The sequence below is a fragment of the Actinomadura coerulea genome (genome assembly GCF_014208105.1).
GTDB classification, from domain to species: Bacteria; Actinomycetota; Actinomycetes; order Streptosporangiales; family Streptosporangiaceae; genus Spirillospora; species Spirillospora coerulea.
In genome coordinates this window covers 2,530,427-2,548,313 of the sequence record NZ_JACHMQ010000001.1, presented here as the reverse complement: position 1 = coordinate 2,548,313, position 17,887 = coordinate 2,530,427, and the positions used below count along the sequence as shown (strand labels likewise).

Genomic DNA, 17,887 nt, shown 5'->3' with positions numbered 1-17,887 from the left:
TATGCCCACCTGGATCCGCCGGCACCTGGCCGCGGTCCGAGCGCTGCTCGTCCTCACCGCCGTGCTCGGCGTCGCCTACCCGCTCGTCGTCTTCGCGGTCGCCCAGCTCCCGGGACTGGAGGGCAGGGCCGGCGGGAGCATCGTGAGGACCGCCGCCGGCAGGGCCGCGGGCAGCGCGCTCATCGGCCAGTCCTTCACCGGCGAGGACGGGACGCCGCTCAGGTGGTACTTCCAGAGCCGCCCGTCCGAGGCCGGCGACGGATACGACCCGACCTCGACGGGCGCGAGCAACCTCGGGCCCGAGGACGTCCTGGACACTCTCGCCGACCCGGCGACCGGGGGCGGGGCCGAGCAGAGCCTCCTCACCCGGGTCTGCTCCCGGAGCAAGGCCGTCGGCGATCTCGAGGGCGTGGACGGCGGACGGCCGTACTGCACGCCCGACGGGGTGGGCGCGGTGCTCAAGGTGTTCGGGACGCGGGCGCCCGGCGGCACCGTCCCGAAGCCCTCCCGGGTCGTCAGCGCCAACCAGGCCTGCCCCGCCGTGCCCTTCGTGGCGGCCTACAGGGGAGTCCGGGTCGAGTGCGCCCGGCCGGGCGAGGACCTCGCCTCGGGCCTGACCGTCCCGGTCAGGGGCGACGCGCCCGCGGAACCGCGGGTGCCGGCCGACGCGGTCACCGCGAGCGGCAGCGGCCTGGACCCGCACATCACGCCCGCCTACGCGAGGCTCCAGGCGCCGCGCGTCGCCAAGGCGCGCGGCGTCTCCGAGGCGCGGGTGCTGGCGGCCGTCCGGCACAACCAGACCGGCCGGGCGCTCGGGTTCATGGGGGAGCCGGTGGTGAACGTCGTCCGACTCAACCTCGAACTGGACCGCGACCACCCGCTCGGCGCCGGAAGGAGCTGATCATGAAGCGCGGGCGGCTCCGCGTCTACCTGGGGGCCGCCCCGGGCGTGGGCAAGACGTACGCGATGCTCGCCGAGGCGCACCGGCGGCGGGCCCGCGGCACCGACGTCGTCGTGGGGTACGTGGAGACGCACGGCCGGCCCCTGACCGTGGAGCGGCTCGCCGGGCTGGAGACGGTGCCCCGCAGGACGGTGGAGTACCGCGGGACGGCGTTCACCGAGCTCGACACCGGGGCGGTGATCGCCCGGCGCCCGCTGGTCGTGCTGGTCGACGAGCTCGCGCACACCAATGTGCCCGGCTCCCGCCACGCCAGGCGGTGGCAGGACGTCGAAGAGATCCTTGACGCCGGGATCGACGTCATCTCCACCGTCAACGTCCAGCACCTGGAGTCGGTGAACGACGTCGTCGAGCAGATCACCGGCGTGCCGCAGCGCGAGACCGTCCCGGACGAGGTGGTCCGCCGCGCCGACCAGGTCGAGCTGGTCGACATGACGCCCGAGGCCCTGCGCCGCCGGATGGCGCACGGCAACGTGTACGCCCCCGAGAAGATCGACGCCGCGCTCGGCAACTACTTCCGCGTCGGCAACCTGACCGCGCTCCGTGAGCTGGCGCTGCTGTGGCTGGCCGGCAAGGTCGACGACCAGCTCGACCGCTACCGCGCCGACCACGGCATCCACGGCGCCTGGGAGACGCGGGAACGCGTCGTGGTCGCGCTCACCGGCGGCCCCGAAGGCGACACGCTCGTGCGCAGGGCCGCCCGCGTCGCCGCCAAGTCCAAGGGCGCCGACCTGCTGGCCGTCCACGTCCTTCCCGGCGACGGCCTCACCGGCACCGACCCCGCGCACCTCGTGCGGCAGAGGGCCCTCGTGGAGGACCTCGGCGGCACCTACCACCAGGTCGTCGGCGACGACATCCCGACCGCCCTGCTGGACTTCGCCCGCGGCGTCAACGCGACCCAGCTGGTGCTGGGCGCCTCCCGCCGGGGCCGGGCCGCCCAGATCTTCTCCCGGGGCGTCGGCGTGACGACGACCGCCCTCTCCGGCCCCATCGACGTCCACCTGGTCACGCACGAGGAGGTCAGCAAGGGGCGCCGGGCCCGGCCGGCGCGCGGCGGCCTCACCCGGTGGCGGCGCGCCGCGGGCTTCGCGCTGGCCGCAGCGCTCCTTCCGCTGCTCACCCTGGTGCTCCACCATCTGCAGGGGGAGTTCTCCCTGCCCAGCGACATCCTGCTGTTCCTCGTCGTGGTCATCGGCGTGGCGCTGGTCGGAGGCCTGTACCCCGCGCTGCCCACCGCGGTGTCCGGGTCCCTCCTGCTGAACTTCTACTTCACGCCGCCGCTCGAAAGGTTCACGATCTCCGAGCGGGAGAACCTGCTGGCCCTGGTGGTCTACGTCGTCGTGGCCGTCGTGGTCAGCGCCGTGGTCGACCTGAACTACCGGCGCAGCCGCGAGGCGGCCCGGACCCGGACCGAGGCCGAGGTCCTGTCCGCCCTCGCGGGCGGGGTGCTGCGAGGCCACAGCACGCCGCGCGACATCCTGGACGACCTGCGGCGGACCTTCGGCCTCACTGCGGTGACCCTGCTGGAGCGCGGGCCGGAGGCCGCCGGGACGCTCGGAACGCACGGCGATCCGGATCGCTGGCGCATCGTGTCGACGGCCGGGGGCCCGCCCTGCACGGCCCCGAAGGCGGGGGAGACGGAGATCCCGCTCGACGAGCACCTCGTCCTGGTGCTGCGCGGCCGGACGCTGCGGGCCGAGGACCGCCGGGTGCTGGAGGCCTTCGCGGCCCATGCCGCGGTGGCGCTGCGGCAGCAGCGGCTGACCGCCGAGGCCGAGCGGGCGCGCCCGCTGGCCGAGGCGGACCGTGTCCGCACCGCCCTGCTCAACGCGGTCGGCCACGACCTGCGGACGCCGCTGTCCTCGGCCAAGGCGGCCGTCGACAGCCTGCGCAGCCCCGACGTCACCTGGATCGAGGAGGACCGGAACGAACTGGTCGACACCGCCGCCGAGTCCCTGACGCGGCTCGACCGGCTCGTGACCGACCTCCTCGACCTCAGCCGGTTGCAGGCCGGCGCGCTCGGCGTCGCGTCGCGGCCCCTGGCGGTCGAGGACGTCGTGCCCCGCGCCCTGGCCTCTCTCGAACACCTCGACGCGGCCGGCGTGCGCGTCCGGATCTCCGGCGGACTGCCCGAGGTGTCGGCCGATCCGGCCCTGCTCCAGCGGGTGGTGGCGAACCTGGTCGCCAACGCCGTCCGCCACAACCCGCCCGGGGAGCCCGTCACGGTGACCGCGAGCGTCCACGCGGACCGGGTCGAGCTGCGCGTGATCGACCGCGGCCCGGGGATCCCCGCGTCCGAGAGGGACGCGGTCTTCGCGCCCTTCCAGCGGCTGGACGACCGCGACAACACCACGGGCGTCGGCCTCGGCCTGGCGCTGTCGCGGGGGCTGACCGAGGCGATGGGCGGGACCCTCCTCCCCGAGGAGACCCCCGGCGGCGGCCTGACCATGGTGGTCACCCTGCGGACCGGCGGGTCGCGCGATCCGGAGCCGCGTCGAAGCGTTCTCGAAGGACACGGAAAGCCCGGCGGCCGTTAAGAAAACGTCAATTCTCGATTCGCGGGGCCGGACCGTACAGGGGCTCTCACCAGGCTTTGCTAGATTTCGCCACGCCCCATAAAGGGACGATTCAGGCGAGGGGAGGCGGCGCTCGGCATGGGCAGGCGGGGCACATGGCGCATCTATCTGGGCGCGGCGCCCGGGGTCGGCAAGACCTACGCCATGCTGAACGAGGGCCGGAGGCGCGCCGCGCGCGGCACGGACGTGGTCGTCGGACTCGTCGAGACCCACGGGCGCTCCCGGACCGCCGAGCAGATCGGCGACCTGGAGGTCGTCCCGGCGCGCCGGACGCACCACCGGGGGGAGCCGTCCGCCGAGCTGGACGTGGACGCCCTGCTGGCCCGCCGCCCGGAGGTGGCGCTGGTCGACGAACCGGCCCGCGCCAACGCGCCGGGAAGCCGCAACGCCCACCGGTGGCAGGACATCGAGGAACTCCTGCGGGCGGGCATCGACGTGATCTCCACTCTCAACGTCCAGCACCTGGAGTCGCTCAGCGACGTCGTGGAGAGCATCACCGGGGTCCGGCAGGGCGAGACCGTCCCGGACGCGGTCGTCCGGCGGGCGGACCAGATCGAGCTGGTCGACATGACCGCCGAGGCGCTCCGCAGGCGGCTCGCGCACGGGAACGTCCACGCACCCGACGAGGCCGGCGCCGAACCGGCCGGCTATTTCAGGACCGGGAACCTCAGCGCCCTCCGTGAGGTGGCGCTGCTGTGGGTGGCGGACCGCGTCGACGAGGGACTGGCCCGCTACCGCGACCAGCACGGCATCACCGAGCCCTGGGAGGCGCGCGAGCGCATCGTGGTGGCGCTGGGCGGCGGCCCGGAGGGCGACGCGCTGATCCGCCGCGCGGCCCGCATGGGGGCCCGGACCGGGCGCGCGGACCTGCTGGCCGTCCGGGTGGTGCGCAGTGACGGCCTCGACGGGGGCTCCACCGGCGCGCCGGCCCGCCAGCGCGCCCTGGTGGAGAGCATGAACGGGACGTTCCACCAGGTGGTGGGCGACGATGTGGCGACGGCGCTGCTGGAGTTCGCCCGCGGTGTCAACGCCACGCAGCTCGTCGTGGGGGCCGGGCGCCCCTCCGGCCGCAGGCGGATCCTCGGAACCGGCGTCGGGACCTCCGTGACCCGGCGGTCCGGCGACTTCGACGTCCACATCGTCGGGCACCAGCACGCCGGGGAGCGCGCCGGCGCCGCCCGCGCGAGCGGCCCGGCGCTCAGCCGCCGGCGCAGGGCGGCCGGCTGGGCGCTCGCCGTCGCGGGCCCGCCGGCCCTGACCGGTCTGCTGGCCGGTACGGGTCTGGAGTTCGGCCTGGTCATCGACATCCTGTCCTACCTGGCGCTGACCGTCGGCGTCGCCCTCGCGGGAGGGCTGTGGCCGGCCGTCGTCGCCGCGGTGCTGGGCAGCCTGCTCGCCAACTGGTTCTTCACCCCTCCCTTCCACACCCTCACCATCGGCGACCGCGACAACGCCCTCGCGCTTGTGATCTTCGTCGGGGTGGCGGCGGCGGTCGCCTCGGTGGTCGACCTGGCCGCCCGCCGCTCCCGGCAGGCGGCGCAGAGCGGCGCGGAGGCCGAGACGCTGAGCATGCTGGCGACCAGCGTGCTGCGCGGCGAGAAGGCGCTGCCCGCCCTGCTGGAACGCGTCCGCGAGACCTTCGGCGTGACCTCGGTCGCGCTGCTGGAGAGGACGGGCGACGGCTGGACGGTCCTGGGCTCGACCGGCTCCGGCGCGTGCACCGACCCCGACCGGGCCGACGCTCAGGCCAGGGTGGGGGCGGGCGAGGGGGCGGAGCGGCGCGGCGAGACCGTGCTGGCCCTGCGCGGACGCGTCCTGCCCGCCGCGGACCGCCGGGTGCTGTCGGCCTTCGCGGCCCAGGCCGCCGCCGCGCTGGAGTGGCGGCGGCTGGCCGAGGAGGCGGGGCGGGCCCGGCGGCTCGCCGAGGGCAACAGGATCCGCACCGCCCTGCTCGCCGCCGTCTCGCACGACCTGCGCACCCCGCTCGCCTCGATCAAGGCCGGCGTGAGCAGTCTGCGCCAGACCGACGTCGACTGGGATCCGCGCGACGAGGCCGAACTGCTGGCCACCGTCGAGGAGTCGGCCGACAGGCTCGACGGCCTCATCGGCAACCTGCTCGACATGAGCCGCCTGCAGACGGGCGCCGTCTCCCCGCTGACCCAGCCGGTGTCCCTGGAGCAGGTGGTGGCACCCGCCCTCCAGGGCGTCCCGGCCGGCCGGGTCGAGGTGGACGTCCCGGAGACGCTCCCGCCGGTCCTGGCCGACCCCGGGCTGCTGGAGCGGGCGCTGGCCAACGTGGTCGAGAACGCCGTCCGGCACGGGGCCGGCGCCGTCACCCTGTCGGCCGCCGGCCTGCGGAGGGACCGGCTCGAGATCAGGGTCGCGGACCGGGGTCCCGGAGTGCCGGAGGCGGCCAAGGCACAGATCTTCGCGCCGTTCCAGCGCCTCGGGGACTCCCCCCGGGGCGCCGGGGTGGGGCTGGGCCTGGCCGTGGCCCGGGGCTTCACCGAGGCGATGGGCGGCACCCTGCGGGCCGAGGACACCCCGGGAGGCGGTCTCACCATGGTCTTCGCGCTGCCCGCCGCCGCCGCGCGCGGGGACGGTCCCGCGCCCGGCGACGAGGGCGGGGGACCGCTGTGACCCGCGTCCTCCTCGTCGAGGACGAGGAGCAGCTCGTCCGGGCCCTGCGGATCAACCTGAGGACGCGCGGCTACGAGGTGGACACCGCGCCCGACGGCCGCACCGCCCTGGACCTGGCCGCCCGGCACCGGCCGGACGTGGTGGTGCTCGACCTCGGGCTGCCGGACATGGACGGGGTCGAGGTGATCCAGGGGCTGCGCGGCTGGCTGAACGCCCCCATCATCGTCCTCTCCGCGCGGCACGCCTCCCAGGAGAAGGTCCGGGCCCTGGACACCGGGGCCGACGACTACGTCACCAAGCCGTTCGGCATGGACGAGCTCCTGGCCCGGCTGCGCGCGGCCGTCCGGCGGGCCGCCCCTGCGGAGCAGGCCTCCGCCGTGGTGGAGACGGCGGCCTTCACGATCGACCTGGGGGCCAAGCGGGTGACGCGGGCGGGGCAGGAGATCCGCCTGACCCCCACCGAGTGGAACATCCTGGAGGTCCTGGTCCGCAACACCGGCGCCCTCGTCGGCCAGCGGCAGCTCCTCCAGGAGGTGTGGGGCCCCGCCTACGACAAGGAGACGAACTACCTGCGCGTCTACCTCGCCCACCTGCGCCGCAAGCTGGAGCCGGACCCGTCCCGCCCCCGGCACCTGATCACCGAGCCGGGCATGGGCTACCGCTTCGAGCCCTGACCCGCGCCGCCGCCGCGATCCGGCTCCCTCCGCTCCTCACTCCCGCTGCCTGCCGACGGCCCTGCGGATCGCGTCCCGGGTGCGGTCGGCGACGGCGGCGAACGGCCCGGCGACCAGGTTGGCGGGGGCGGACTCGAACCCGACGTGCGGGCGGGTGGGGGCCACGGCCTCGGCGGCCTTCACCGCGGTGGCCATCCTGCGCAGATCCTTCTCGCCGGCATGCCGCCGGATCTCGGGGAACTCCTCTTCCTCCTCGTGCCGGGCGTGGTCCAAGACGGACAGGCGCAGGTCGCCGAGCCGCTGGAGGAAGTCGGAACTCCTCGGGCCGAAGTAGTCGGCGTCCGACAGGAGCTGCTTGGCCTGGTTCTCCTCGGCCAGGCGAGCGTCGACCACCTCCTGGCCCCGGTCGATGTGACGGCGGGCGTAGGGGTGCAGGACCTCCTCCTCGGCGGTCTCGTGCACGGCCAGCAACCGGCGCAGCCGGTCGAAGGCCTCGGCCCGCTCGTGCCCGGCGGCGGCCTCGACCCGGTCGAACAGCTGCCGGATCTCCGCGTGCTGCCTCAGCAGGAGGTCGACGACGTCGCCGGGCGCGGCTTCTGATCGCTCACTCATCTTCCCCCCCGGGAGAGTCGACAGCGATGGTTGGCTCCTGCCCCTCCTGCGCTGCCGAAACATCCTCCCCGGTGCGCCGGGCGCCGAGCGCGCACGGTCAGAGAGCAGGGCCGGGCGGGGTCCAGCGGGCGTTCTTCGAGGGCACCCCGAAGTCGGACTTGAGTTCCTGGGGGATGGCGTAGTGCATGACGCGCCCCCGCGTCAGGGACGACAGTTCCAGCATGGTGACCAGGTGGCCGAGCCGGTCGGAGATGTACTCGGCCCACGGCCCGCGGTCCTCGACCCATTCCAGCGCGCCCAGCAGGGCCGGGGCGAGCCCGATGAGGGAGTCGAACCGCGTGCGCGGCACCTGGAGCCAGTCCGCGGACGTGTCGCCGACGAGGTAGCGGATGAGCGCGGGCACGATCGGGTCGAGCAGCGTCCCGGGCACGACCTGCTCATACATGTCGATCAGCTGCCGCGTCAGGTGCGCCCCCTCGGGGGAGGGGCCCATGTGGCGCACCATGTACCGGTCGGAGAACTCCCGGGCCGCCGGGAGGTCCGGGGGGATGGTGCCGAGGTCGATCCCGAGGATGGTGCCGACGACGCGCCAGGCGTAGTAGTAGGCGTCCGCGCCTTCGGCGGTGATGTGGACGCCCATGCGGTGCAGGGCGTCCAGGACCTGGATGCTGAACATCATCAGCCCGCCGAGCATGTCCTCCTGGCAGATCGCGACGGGCTCGGGCCAGCGGCCCTCCTCCTTCAGGTGCCGGCGGATGGAGGCGTGCAGCAGCCGGACCTTCTGCGCCGCGGGGAGGAACCGCCCGCCGGCCTGGAACGCGTCGGGCTGCATGAGGTAGACGGTGAACTGCCCCGTCTCGGCCATCCGGCGCGAGGGGTAGGCCAGCGAGTGCGTGGCCGACAGCAGCTTGGCCACGTGCGGGACGACGTAGCAGGCCGGCATCGCCGCGAACGACAGGGCGGTGGAGACGTGGACGTCGTTGTCGAGGAAGAACTGCCGCGCCTGTTCCATGACGCCCCAGTCGATCCAGTCCGGCGGGGTCGCGGTGGCGTGCAGGTAGTCGCGCGCCGCGTCGGGCAGGCCCTCGGGGAGCGCCTGCCCGGAGGTCGTGAACCAGCGCATGAGGGTGTTGTACCTGCCCACCTCCCCCGTGCCGAACAGGGCTTCGACGGTCGCGTCGGCGAGCGGGTCGCCCTTCAGCCGCAGAGCGTCCATGTACCGGTCGGTGTACTCAGTCATCGGCGGTCACCTCGCAGATCAGTCGGGCCAGGGCGTCGGCGGCGTCCGGCCGGGTGCCGGCGAGGGCCGCGTGCGCGGCGTGCGCGCGCTCGTCGATCATCTGCCGGACGCGGGCCGGCGCCCGGGCGCGGAGCATGATCTCCCGGATCTCCGCGGCGCCGTCCGGGGTGAGCGGTCCGTCCAGCAGGTCCCGCAGGCGCCGGCGGTCGGGCTCGGCGGCGTCGGTCAGGGTCAGCGCGAGCAGGGCGGTGGGCTTGCGGCCCGCCAGGTCGTCCAGGGACGACTTGCCCGTCCGGCCCGGGTCGCCGAACACGCCCCACAGGTCGTCCCGCAACTGGAAGGCCTCTCCGAGCGGACGGGCGTAGGCGGCCAGCGCGTCCAGGGTCGGCGCGGCGGCCCCGCCCAGCACCGCGCCGATCCGCAGGGGCCCCTCGACGGTGTAGGAGCCGGTCTTGAACCGCACGATCGCCAGCGACCGGGCCACGTCCGGCGCCGCCCCGGTCCGCAGGATCTCCAGGCACTCGCCCGCCACGAGCTCGCGCCCCATCGCCGTCCACAGCGGCATCGCCCGGCCGAGGAAGGTGCGCGGCAGGCCGCAGGAGTGGAACAGCTCCGCGGCCCACGCCACCAGCAGGTCGCCGACCATGATGGCGAGGGCGTCGCCGAGCCGCTCGTGCGCGCTCGGCCGCCCGCGCCGCATCGGGCTGCGGTCGATGACGTCGTCGTGGACGATCGCCGCGGCGTGCACCAGTTCCAGCGCCGCCGCCGCGCGGACCACGGCGTCGGTGTCGGGCTGCCCCGCCGCGCGCCACCCCCAGTAGCAGAACGCCGGGCGGATCCGCTTCCCGCCGCCGACCGAGATCCGCAACTGGTCGGCGACGGGCGCGAGCTCGCCGTCCAGGGCCAGCAGCTCGGCGGTCTCCGCCTCGACGAACTCCTCCAGCGCCCGGTCGACCCGGGTCCGCAGGTCAGCCATCGCGGAGCCGCGCGGCGGCCCGGCGGGCCAGGACCTCCATGTGCGCCTCCGGGGCCGCGCCGCTGCGCCGCAGCGCCAGCTCACCGCGTGCGCGGAGCTCCTGCCGCACCTCGGCCGGGCCGGGCACGCGCCGGGTCAGGCCCCGCAGCCCCTCCGCCACCACGTCGGCGAACCCGGCGGCCAGGCAGAGCACTTCACTCCGTGAGCCGACTCTTCCGTCAGACTGCCCCATCATCACTTTCCGCTCCTTTGTCGTCGCAGTCAGTGATATCAGGAAAGCGGCGGTTCACAACTGAAACGGGGTGGCAGGTCTGCCTCGCCGCCGCACGACGGAATAGTCACTCTCCGACTGTTGCGGGCGATGCGCGGCAGCATGGACGGGCGCCGTCTGGTTATGAGTGACCAGGTGACGTCCTTGCGGAGTGGACCTCGTGGTCGCGTAGCGGGCCGACGGCCAGGCCGGTGGCGCGGCAGGCCGCCACCACGCCGGGGAGGGCGCCGAGAGACGCTTTCCACGCGCCCGGCGCCGAGGTGGCGTCGCTGTCGTGCAGGAGGAGCGTCGCGCCCCCGTCCAGGCCCGGGGAAAGCGTGGCCAGCACCGAACGGGGCGTCGCGGATGCCGTCCAGTCCTTGCCCCACGCCGTCCACAGAACGGGCCTCAGATCGTCGCGGTGGGCCGCGAAGAGGGCTTCGGCGGTGAGGACACCGTACGGGGGGCGGTACCAGGCGGGGGTCGTGCCGCAGACGTCCTCGATGAGGCGGACGGTGCGGCGCACCTCGGCCGAGACGCGGCCGGGGCGGGCCAACAGGGCGTTGCCGTGGTGCCACCCATGGACGGCGATCTCGTGGCCGTCGGCGACGATGCGCCGGCCGAGGGACGGGTCGCGCTGGAGCATCGCGCCGAGGACGAAGAAGGTCGCATGGCAGCCGAGCCGGGCCAGCTCGTCCAGGAAGAGGGGCGTGGAGCGCGGGTCGGGCCCGTCGTCCAGCGTGAGCGCGACATGGCGGGCCCCGCCGCGGCCGGCGAGGCGGGGCGTCAGGAGGCGGACGGGCGGAAGCCAGGTCGCGGCGGGCAGGGCGTGCGCCAGCAGGACCCCGGCGAGAGCCCGCGTCAGATGCGACATGGGACCAGTTTCACAGGGGGATCGATCGCATGGGCAAACGACTCCTCATCCTCTCGGCCGCGATGGGGGCGGGCCATGACGCCGTCGCCGGGGAGCTGGCGCGCCGGATCGCGCCGCGGGGCGTGGAGGTGTGCGTCGTCGACGTGCTGGACCTGGTGCCGCTGCGCCTCGGGCACGGACTCCGGCGGATGTACGGGGCGATGCTCCGCGGGGCGCCGTGGCTGTACGAGTGGGTCTACCAGGAGTTCTTCGTGGCGCCGGGCCCGCCGCCGGCCTCGCCGCTCACCGTCCTGATCGCCAGGGGGCTGGAGCGGCGGACGGGGGAGCTGCCGCCGGACGCGGTGGTGTCCACCTTCCATGTCGCGGCGCAGGCCGCGGGGTGGATGCGCCTGCGCGGGCGGCTGGAGGCGCCGTCGCTCGTGCTGGTGACCGACTTCGCCGCCCACCGGATGTGGGCCCACCCGGGCAACGACCGCTACCTGTGCCCGGACGAGGCCTCGGCGCGCGCGGTCGCGGAGCGGACGGGACGTCCGGCCGCCCGCGTGGCGCCCGTGGTGCGGCCCGGGTTCCGGCGCGCCGGCGACGGCGGACGGCTGCGCCGCGCGGTCGGCGCGCGGCCCGGGGAGCGGATCGTGCTGGTCTCCGCGGGCGCCTGGGGCATCGGCGGGGTGACCGAGACGGCCCGCGGGCTCGCGGCGTCCGGCCGGTACGTGCCGGTCGTGCTGTGCGGGCGGAACGGGCGGCTGCGCGCCCGGCTCCGCGAGGACGGGATCGGGCACGCCCTCGGCTGGCGGGACGACATGCCCGCCCTGATGCCGGGCGCGTACGCCCTGGTCGACAACGCGGCGGGGCAGACGTGCCGGGAGGCGTTCGCGTGCGGGCTGCCGGTCGTCTCCCACCGCCCCATCCCCGGCCACGGACGCGACGGAGCCGAGGCGATGGCGCGGGCGGGCCTGAGCGCCCTCGCGCGGTCGCCCGCCGAACTCCTCGAGATCCTGGACGGGCTCGGGGGCGAGCGGGCGCGCAGGGCCCGGCAACGCCGGGTGGACCTGCTGTTCGACGCAGCTCAGGCCGACCACGTCATTCGCGCCGCGCTGGGGTGACGGCGCGCTCGTCGTGCAGCAGGGGGGACCGGGCGATGACGGCGCTGCCGAGCAGGATCAGCACGATGCCCAGGACCTCCGCGGCGATCCACGGACCGGTCCGGATGCTCTCGTCGAAGAGGCCGACGCCCAGCAGGATGCTGGCGGCCGGGTCCGTGACCGTCAGGGCGGGCTGCACCGCCACCAGGCTGCCGCTCTGGAGCGCGTTCTGGAGCAGGAAGAGGCTCGCCGTCCCCGCCACGGCCATCGCGTAGAGCTCCCAGGAGGTCAGGACGGCGACGAACCCGTCGGAGAAGGCGCGCGTGGCCGTCCTCATGAACGCCGCCGTCAGCGCGAAGCCCAGGGACGTCGTCACTCCCAGCAGCACGCCGCGGAAGGGTCCGCGGATGGACCACGCCGCCGCGACCAGGGCGGCGGCGCATCCCACCGTGGCGGCCGTCGCGATGATCCACTCGCCGGCCCCCGGCGTGCCCAGGCCCTCGCTGGGGGAGGCGGCGACGAGCAGCGCGGCCAGGCCCACGGTGAGGACGACGACGCCCGTCCACGGCACCTGGCGCAGCCCGCGCGGCGGAAACCAGGCGATGAGGATCATGGTGAACGGCAGTTCGGAGGCCAGCAGCGGCTGGACGAGCGCGAGGCCCGCCATCGACAGCGCCGCGGCCTGCAGGGCGAACGCGGCGATGAGAGCGCCCACCCCGCCGAGCCAGAGCGGCTGCCGCAGCAGGTCGAGGATGAGGGACGGCTTGAAGGCGTCGGCCTCGGGCGCGCCCCGGGCGGCCCGGCGCTGGAGCACCGAGGCCAGGGCGTTGGCGGCTCCGCCCAGCAGGCCGAGGATGACGGCGATCACTGGCCCCCGCCCCCGTCCCGGGACGCCAGCTCGCCCGGCTTGCCGAGATACGGCGACCGGCCGAGGACGACGATGCCCGCCACCATGCCCGCCAGCCCCAGCGCCTCGAGGGCCAGGTCACGGGGGGACAGCCGGATCCGCTCGCCGAAGATCGCGACACCCAGCGCGATCGCGGTCAGCGGCTCGGCCGCCGTGCTGGCGGGCAGCGAGATGCGCAGCGGCGCCGCGTCGAAGGCGCTCTGCGCGAAGAGCAGGGCGAGCGCCCCGATGCACACCAGGCCGTAGGGCTGCCAGGTCCTGAAGGCGTCGGCCACGCCCGTGCCGAACAGCAGCACGACGCTGCGGGTCAGCGTGTCCTGGAGCCCGAACAGCAGCCCGGCGGCCGAGGCGAGCAGCATCGCGCGGACGCGCAGGTCCCGATGGCCTCCCGCCACCCCGACCAGCGCGGCGAGGACCAGCACGACCGCTCCGCTCAACCAGCGGAACGACAGCGTGCCGGGCGGTGCGCCTCCGTGCGGCTGCCCGACCCCGAGGAACAGCGCCACCCCGCCGGTCAGCATCAGCGATCCCAGCAGCGCCCTGGCGCCGAACGGCTCCCGGTAGATCACGTGCGCGGCGATCAGAGCGAAGACGAGGTTGACGGTGAGCACCGGCGTGGCCTGGGAGACGCCGACGAGGTCGAGCGCGAACGCGAAGACGAGCTGGCCGGCGACCATCAGGGCTATGCCGGCCAGCCACAGCCGGCTGTGCAGCAGGTCCAGCAGCAGGCGCGGATGCAGAATCCGTCCCAACGGCTCCTGGAACGCCGCGTGCTGCTGGGCCACGAACCCCAGGCCGATGAGGCAGGCCGCCACCACCGCGACGCCCATCCCGAGAAGGCTCATCCTCGTCCACGATTTCCCGCCGTGACTCTCGCGCCGGACCCCTACCCGGGTCCGGGTGCCCGAATCCGACCCATAGGGATGACCGAAAGGCGGGGAGGTGGCCCCTCCCGATGCGGGCGGCCACCGGCGGGCGCGACATCGCCGCACGTCACGGCCATCGCGGCGGAACTGTGGGGATCCCCACAAGGATTAATAGGACTTTGAGATTCCGATTCAAATTATGATCAAGTCGTGCACCTGACCCAGTCGACCGACCTGGCCCTGCGCGTGCTCATGCTGCTGGGGGCGCGCGACGAGCGGCGCTCCGCCGCCGAACTGGCCGAGAGCCTGCGGGTGGCGCCGCAGCACATGGCCAAGATCGTCCAGCGGCTCCGCAGGGACGGGTTCGTCAGCACGACCCGTGGCCGCGGGGGCGGCGTCGTCCTCGCCGGCGGGGTGACCGACCTCCCGGTCGGTGAGATCGTCCGCGTGCTGGAAGGCCCCGGCGAAGCGGTCGAATGCGACAGCCCGCCCTGCCCGCTGCGCGGCGACTGCCGCCTGCGCGGAGCGCTGCGGGCGGCGCAGGAGGGCTTCCTGGCGTCGCTGAACCGGGTGCGGCTGCGCGAACTGGTGGCCGATCCGACCGGACCGGTCCTGCTGTCCCTGGCGCCGCCGGCGTCCGCCGGCGCGCCGTCCCCCGTAGAGGAGGGTCTCTGATGCTCTCGACCGACCACGCCGAGACCGTGCGGGCCACGCTGCCCGCCGTCGCCGCCAACGGCACCGCGATCACCGGCGAGTTCTACGCCGCGATGTTCGCCGCGCACCCCGAGCTGCGGCACCTGTTCAACCAGGGCAACCAGGCCAACGGCGAGCAGCGCCGCGCCCTGGCCGGCTCGGTGGCCGCGTTCGCCGGGCACCTGGTGACGGAGCGGTCGTCCATTCCCTTCCAGCAGATCCTCTCGCGGATCGCGCACAAGCACGCCTCGCTCGGCATCCGCCCCGAGCAGTACACGATCGTGGGCCGGCACCTGATGGACGCGGTCGCCAAGGTGCTCGGCGACGCGGTGACGCCGCAGGTGCACGCGGCCTGGTCCGAGGTGTACTGGCTCTTCGCGACGCTGCTGATCGCGGAGGAGGCCCGCCTGTACCAGGACGCCTCCTGCGACCCGGCGGCGCCGTTCCGGCCGTGGCACGTCACCGAGCGGCGGGACGAGGCCGAGGACACCGTCTCCCTCGTTCTCGCCCCCGCCGACGGCGGCACGGTGCCCGCGCACCGGCCGGGCCAGTACGTCTCCCTCGCGGTCACGCTGCCGGACGGGTTGCGCCAGCCCCGCCAGTACACGCTGTCGCGAGCGGCCGGGGGCACCGTGCAGATCACGCTGCGGCGGGTGCGGGGCGACGGCGCGGCCCCCGACGGCGCCGTCTCGACGTTCCTGTTCGAGCACGTCGGCGCCGGCGACGTGGTGGAGCTCTCCCCGCCCTTCGGTGACGTGGTGGTGGAGGACGACGACGCCCCTCTCGTCCTGGTCAGCGCGGGGATCGGCATCACCCCGGTCGCCGCGATGATCGACCACCTGGCCGCCGAGCGGCCGGACCGCCCCGTCCTCGCCGTGCACGCCGACCGGAGCGTCCGCACCCACGCCCTGCGGCGCCAGATCGCGGAGGCGGGCGCCAGGATGACCGACTTCCGGCAGCTGACCTGGTACGAGGACGTGGACGGGAGCCGGGACGCCAGGCCAGGCCGGATCGAGGTCGCTCGGCTGCCGCTGCCGCCCAAGGCCCGTGTCTTCATGTGCGGTCCGATCCCGTTCATGCGCGAGGTCCGGCGCGGACTGGCCGAAGCCGGAGTCTCGGACGAACGCGTCCACTACGAGGTCTTCGGGCCCGACCTGTGGAACACAGGCGGCTGAAAGCGGCTTGCCAAGACGGCTTATTGATAGGAAACTTAACTATCAATAGTCCCCCCGCCCCAAGGACTCCCCATGTCCGTAGAGACCCCCCTGCGGCCCCCGTCGGCCGTGGCGACCGAACACCCGGCCCGTTACGCCCTCGCGACAGGACGGCTCTTTCTGGGCTGGACCTTTCTCTGGGCCTTCGTCGACAAGCTCTTCGGTCTCGGCAAGCCCACGGAGAAGGGCTGGCTGGCCGGCGTCTCGCCGTCCGAGGGCTTTCTCAGCCACGCCGAGGGCCCGTTCAAGGAGGTCTTCCACGCGATGGCGGGGAAGGTCTGGGTCGACGCCCTGTTCATGTTCGGGCTCGGCGGCCTCGGCGCCGCGCTGCTCCTCGGGATCTGCCTCCGCCTCGCCGCGATCGGCGGCACCGTCCTCCTCGTCATGCTGTGGGCGGCGTCCCTGTGGCCGGACGCCAATCCCTTCATGGACATGCACTGGATCTACGCCGCCATGCTGATCTCCGCCGCGCTCGCCGACGCCGGAAGGACGTTCGGGCTCGGACGGCTCTGGGAACGGCTGCCGGTGATCCGACGCCATCCCCTCCTCCGCTGAAGGCGGAGGACGTGCCAGGAGCGCCTTTCGAGGGACCGGTCCGTTCCGGCCCCTCGGAAGGCGCCCGCGTGTGCCCCACCCGGGCCTTCTGGGAGACCTGACCCGCATCGCGTGAGGACCCCCGTGCCGGCCGCGGCGCCGGCGCCACATTCTCTGAAAGGGGTTCCGGCCGTGGTCGGGCCCCCTTTTCTCCGGTGCCCAGGGCGACGGTCACGCCGGCCATCAGGGCGCAGACGGCGGCGATGCCCGCGACGACCGGGACGGTACCGGCCCGCGGCGCCGCGAGCGGCAGGAGCAGGACGGCGGCGGCCCCGCACAGCGCCACCGCCGGACGCGGGACCGGCTCGGCCAGCAGGGGCCTGTGGACGATCCAGAGCAGCAGGACGAACACCGCGGTCGGGACCGCCACGGCGTAGCAGATCGCGAGGGGCGACGCCCGTAGACCGTGCCCCGTCTGCTCGACGGCCACCTCCAGCCCGGCGCCGAGGACGGCCAGGCCGGCGAAGATCCCGTAGTGGCCGTAGCCCCAGAGGTAGGAGAGGTGGCGGCGGCCGTCGAGCCCGTCGCCCGCGGGCGCGAGGAAGTACAGCCACCAGAGGGAGAACAGCAGGACGAGGCCCGATCCGGCGACGACGATGAGAGGCCGGCCGGGCCCGGCCTCGTCGAGCGCACTGCCGACGCCGCTGGACGCGGCGAGGACGCTCTCCCCGAAGAGGATGAGCGTGAACAGGCCGTAGCGCTCGGCGATGTGGTGCGGGTGCCAGGCGGTGGGCGCGGCCCGTTCCGCCCACCGCGGCACCGCGAGCTCCAGGACGGCCAGGAGAGCGAAGCACGACACCTGCGCCGAGGAGGGCAGGGCGCCCGCCTCCGCCGCGACGATCCAGAGGATCCATCCCGCCTGCGCGACGGCGATGCCGAGGGCGTAGCGCAGCGCGGTGCGGCGGCCAGCCGGGTCCTCGGCCCCCGCCCGCAGCCACTGCGCGACGAGGGCGGTCCGCATGACCAGGTAGCCGATCGCGACGGCGCGGTAGTCGGAGCGGCCGTCCGCCGCCGGCACGCCCGCGGCGATGACCAGGACCCCGGCCATCTGCACCATGGTCAGCAGCCGGTAGGGGACGTCGTCGGTGTCGTACGACGAGGCGAACCAGGTGAAGTTCATCCACGCCCACCACACCGCGAAGAAGACCTGGAGGAACGGCACGAGCCCGGTGAGGGCGTGCCCGTCGGCCACGTGGTGGGCGTACCGCGCCGTGACGGCCGCCACCGCCACCACGAACGTCAGGTCGAACAGCAGCTCCAGCGGGCTCGCGGAACGGTGCGGCTCGTCGATCGCCCGAGCGGTCATCCGGACCCGGATCCGGCACCGAGCACCTTCTGGGGGCACTGTCTCTCTCCCGTCTCTCCATGAGTCCGTTTCCGCTGAGAAAGACAAGCGAGACGGTCCGGCCGTGACAGTGATCGCGATATTCGGCCGGTTCCGCCGTTTCTCCCGGAGCTGTCACAGGCCGGACGAGTTCCCTGTCTTAGCTGGTGACCGGGCGGAACCGGCGTCCGGGGATAAGGAAGGCATTCCATGAAGATCGTGATCGTTGGCGGTACCGGACTGATCGGGGCCAAGGTCGTGGCGAGACCCCGCGAGGTGCTCGCCGACCCGCCCGCGCACTACTTCGGGGCCGAGATGCGGGAGCGCGACCTCGTCCCGGACGACGGCGCCGCGACCCTCGGCGAGATCGAGTACGCCGACCGGCCGGCCGGCGACGCCGCGTGAAC

At 74.3% G+C, this 17,887-nt stretch carries 16 protein-coding genes and 1 pseudogene; 9 read left to right on the top strand and 8 right to left on the bottom strand.

Annotated features, from left to right (window positions below):
* Window position 1 precedes the first annotated feature (1 nt).
* The 4 genes from BKA00_RS11790 to BKA00_RS11775 all read left to right on the top strand — a co-directional run bounded on the left by BKA00_RS11790 (window position 2) and on the right by BKA00_RS11775 (window position 6,848).
* The gene (locus BKA00_RS11790) at window positions 2–901 is read left to right on the top strand and encodes a potassium-transporting ATPase subunit C (protein WP_221493829.1); all 900 of its coding nucleotides are present in this window, start codon (window positions 2–4) and stop codon (window positions 899–901) included.
* A 2-nt stretch (window positions 902–903) separates the two neighbouring features.
* Window positions 904–3,495, top strand: a complete 2,592-nt coding sequence (locus tag BKA00_RS11785; RefSeq protein WP_185024939.1) for an ATP-binding protein — start codon at window positions 904–906, stop codon at window positions 3,493–3,495.
* Between the two features lie 117 nt (window positions 3,496–3,612).
* On the top strand, window positions 3,613–6,174 hold the full coding sequence (locus BKA00_RS11780; protein ID WP_185024938.1) for a DUF4118 domain-containing protein: 2,562 nt from the start codon (window positions 3,613–3,615) through the stop codon (window positions 6,172–6,174).
* Window positions 6,171–6,848 carry a response regulator gene (locus BKA00_RS11775; protein ID WP_185024937.1) on the top strand — a complete coding sequence of 226 codons (678 nt, stop codon included), beginning with the start codon at window positions 6,171–6,173 and terminating at the stop codon, window positions 6,846–6,848. Before BKA00_RS11780 ends, BKA00_RS11775 begins: the two co-directional genes overlap by 4 nt.
* 36 nt (window positions 6,849–6,884) lie before the next feature.
* On the opposite strand, the gene BKA00_RS11770 is transcribed toward BKA00_RS11775, so the two are convergent.
* From BKA00_RS11770 to BKA00_RS11750, 5 genes are all read right to left on the bottom strand, one after another.
* Entirely contained in the window at window positions 6,885–7,460 is a 576-nt protein-coding gene (locus BKA00_RS11770; RefSeq protein ID WP_185024936.1) for a hemerythrin domain-containing protein, read from the bottom strand.
* A gap of 97 nt (window positions 7,461–7,557) precedes the next feature.
* Window positions 7,558–8,700 carry an oxygenase MpaB family protein gene (locus BKA00_RS11765; RefSeq protein ID WP_185024931.1) on the bottom strand — a complete coding sequence of 381 codons (1,143 nt, stop codon included), beginning with the start codon at window positions 8,698–8,700 and terminating at the stop codon, window positions 7,558–7,560.
* The gene (locus BKA00_RS11760; protein WP_185024929.1) at window positions 8,693–9,676 is read right to left on the bottom strand and encodes a polyprenyl synthetase family protein; all 984 of its coding nucleotides are present in this window, start codon (window positions 9,674–9,676) and stop codon (window positions 8,693–8,695) included. Before BKA00_RS11760 ends, BKA00_RS11765 begins: the two co-directional genes overlap by 8 nt.
* A complete protein-coding gene (locus tag BKA00_RS11755) occupies window positions 9,669–9,869 on the bottom strand; it encodes a hypothetical protein (protein WP_230299337.1) in 201 nt (66 codons plus the stop codon). Before BKA00_RS11755 ends, BKA00_RS11760 begins: the two co-directional genes overlap by 8 nt.
* 199 nt (window positions 9,870–10,068) lie before the next feature.
* On the bottom strand, window positions 10,069–10,800 hold the full coding sequence (locus tag BKA00_RS11750; protein WP_185024928.1) for a polysaccharide deacetylase family protein: 732 nt from the start codon (window positions 10,798–10,800) through the stop codon (window positions 10,069–10,071).
* A 29-nt stretch (window positions 10,801–10,829) separates the two neighbouring features.
* Here BKA00_RS11750 and BKA00_RS11745 point away from each other — a divergent pair, with 29 nt between their 5' ends.
* Window positions 10,830–11,903: an MGDG synthase family glycosyltransferase gene (locus BKA00_RS11745; RefSeq protein WP_185024926.1), complete on the top strand. Its 1,074-nt coding sequence runs from the start codon at window positions 10,830–10,832 to the stop codon at window positions 11,901–11,903.
* On the opposite strand, the gene BKA00_RS11740 is transcribed toward BKA00_RS11745, so the two are convergent.
* A complete protein-coding gene (locus BKA00_RS11740) occupies window positions 11,881–12,750 on the bottom strand; it encodes a DMT family transporter (RefSeq protein ID WP_185024925.1) in 870 nt (289 codons plus the stop codon). The genes BKA00_RS11745 and BKA00_RS11740 overlap by 23 nt on opposite strands.
* Window positions 12,747–13,634 (bottom strand): DMT family transporter, encoded by an 888-nt coding sequence (locus BKA00_RS11735; RefSeq protein ID WP_185024924.1) that lies wholly within the window; start codon window positions 13,632–13,634, stop codon window positions 12,747–12,749. Before BKA00_RS11735 ends, BKA00_RS11740 begins: the two co-directional genes overlap by 4 nt.
* Before the next feature lie 231 nt (window positions 13,635–13,865).
* On the opposite strand from BKA00_RS11735, the gene BKA00_RS11730 reads away from it, so the two are divergent.
* From BKA00_RS11730 to BKA00_RS40800, 3 genes are all read left to right on the top strand, one after another.
* Window positions 13,866–14,330 (top strand): RrF2 family transcriptional regulator, encoded by a 465-nt coding sequence (locus BKA00_RS11730; protein ID WP_185024923.1) that lies wholly within the window; start codon window positions 13,866–13,868, stop codon window positions 14,328–14,330.
* On the top strand, window positions 14,330–15,523 hold the full coding sequence (locus tag BKA00_RS11725) for a globin domain-containing protein (RefSeq protein WP_185024922.1): 1,194 nt from the start codon (window positions 14,330–14,332) through the stop codon (window positions 15,521–15,523). Before BKA00_RS11730 ends, BKA00_RS11725 begins: the two co-directional genes overlap by 1 nt.
* A 72-nt stretch (window positions 15,524–15,595) precedes the next feature.
* On the top strand, window positions 15,596–16,117 hold the full coding sequence (locus tag BKA00_RS40800; RefSeq protein WP_420829679.1) for a hypothetical protein: 522 nt from the start codon (window positions 15,596–15,598) through the stop codon (window positions 16,115–16,117).
* Between the two features lie 253 nt (window positions 16,118–16,370).
* Here the strand turns inward: BKA00_RS40800 and BKA00_RS11715 are convergent.
* Window positions 16,371–17,462: pseudogene (locus BKA00_RS11715) on the bottom strand (low temperature requirement protein A); the annotation flags it as partial.
* 228 nt (window positions 17,463–17,690) lie between these two features.
* On the opposite strand from BKA00_RS11715, the gene BKA00_RS11710 reads away from it, so the two are divergent.
* Window positions 17,691–17,885 (top strand): hypothetical protein, encoded by a 195-nt coding sequence (locus BKA00_RS11710; protein WP_185024921.1) that lies wholly within the window; start codon window positions 17,691–17,693, stop codon window positions 17,883–17,885.
* Window positions 17,886–17,887: the final 2 nt, after the last annotated feature.

Excerpts from the sequence above, each read along its gene's own strand:
- BKA00_RS11790 (WP_221493829.1), top strand. The coding sequence starts at position 2 with ATGCCCACCTGGATCCGCCGGCACCTGGCCGCGGTCCGAGCGCTGCTC.
- BKA00_RS11785 (WP_185024939.1), top strand. The coding sequence starts at position 904 with ATGAAGCGCGGGCGGCTCCGCGTCTACCTGGGGGCCGCCCCGGGCGTG.
- BKA00_RS11780 (WP_185024938.1), top strand. The coding sequence starts at position 3,613 with ATGGGCAGGCGGGGCACATGGCGCATCTATCTGGGCGCGGCGCCCGGG.
- BKA00_RS11770 (WP_185024936.1), bottom strand. The coding sequence starts at position 7,460 with ATGAGTGAGCGATCAGAAGCCGCGCCCGGCGACGTCGTCGACCTCCTG.
- BKA00_RS11765 (WP_185024931.1), bottom strand. The coding sequence starts at position 8,700 with ATGACTGAGTACACCGACCGGTACATGGACGCTCTGCGGCTGAAGGGC.
- BKA00_RS11760 (WP_185024929.1), bottom strand. The coding sequence starts at position 9,676 with ATGGCTGACCTGCGGACCCGGGTCGACCGGGCGCTGGAGGAGTTCGTC.
- BKA00_RS11750 (WP_185024928.1), bottom strand. The coding sequence starts at position 10,800 with ATGTCGCATCTGACGCGGGCTCTCGCCGGGGTCCTGCTGGCGCACGCC.
- BKA00_RS11745 (WP_185024926.1), top strand. The coding sequence starts at position 10,830 with ATGGGCAAACGACTCCTCATCCTCTCGGCCGCGATGGGGGCGGGCCAT.
- BKA00_RS11735 (WP_185024924.1), bottom strand. The coding sequence starts at position 13,634 with ATGAGCCTTCTCGGGATGGGCGTCGCGGTGGTGGCGGCCTGCCTCATC.
- BKA00_RS11725 (WP_185024922.1), top strand. The coding sequence starts at position 14,330 with ATGCTCTCGACCGACCACGCCGAGACCGTGCGGGCCACGCTGCCCGCC.
- BKA00_RS40800 (WP_420829679.1), top strand. The coding sequence starts at position 15,596 with ATGTCCGTAGAGACCCCCCTGCGGCCCCCGTCGGCCGTGGCGACCGAA.
- BKA00_RS11710 (WP_185024921.1), top strand. The coding sequence starts at position 17,691 with ATGAAGATCGTGATCGTTGGCGGTACCGGACTGATCGGGGCCAAGGTC.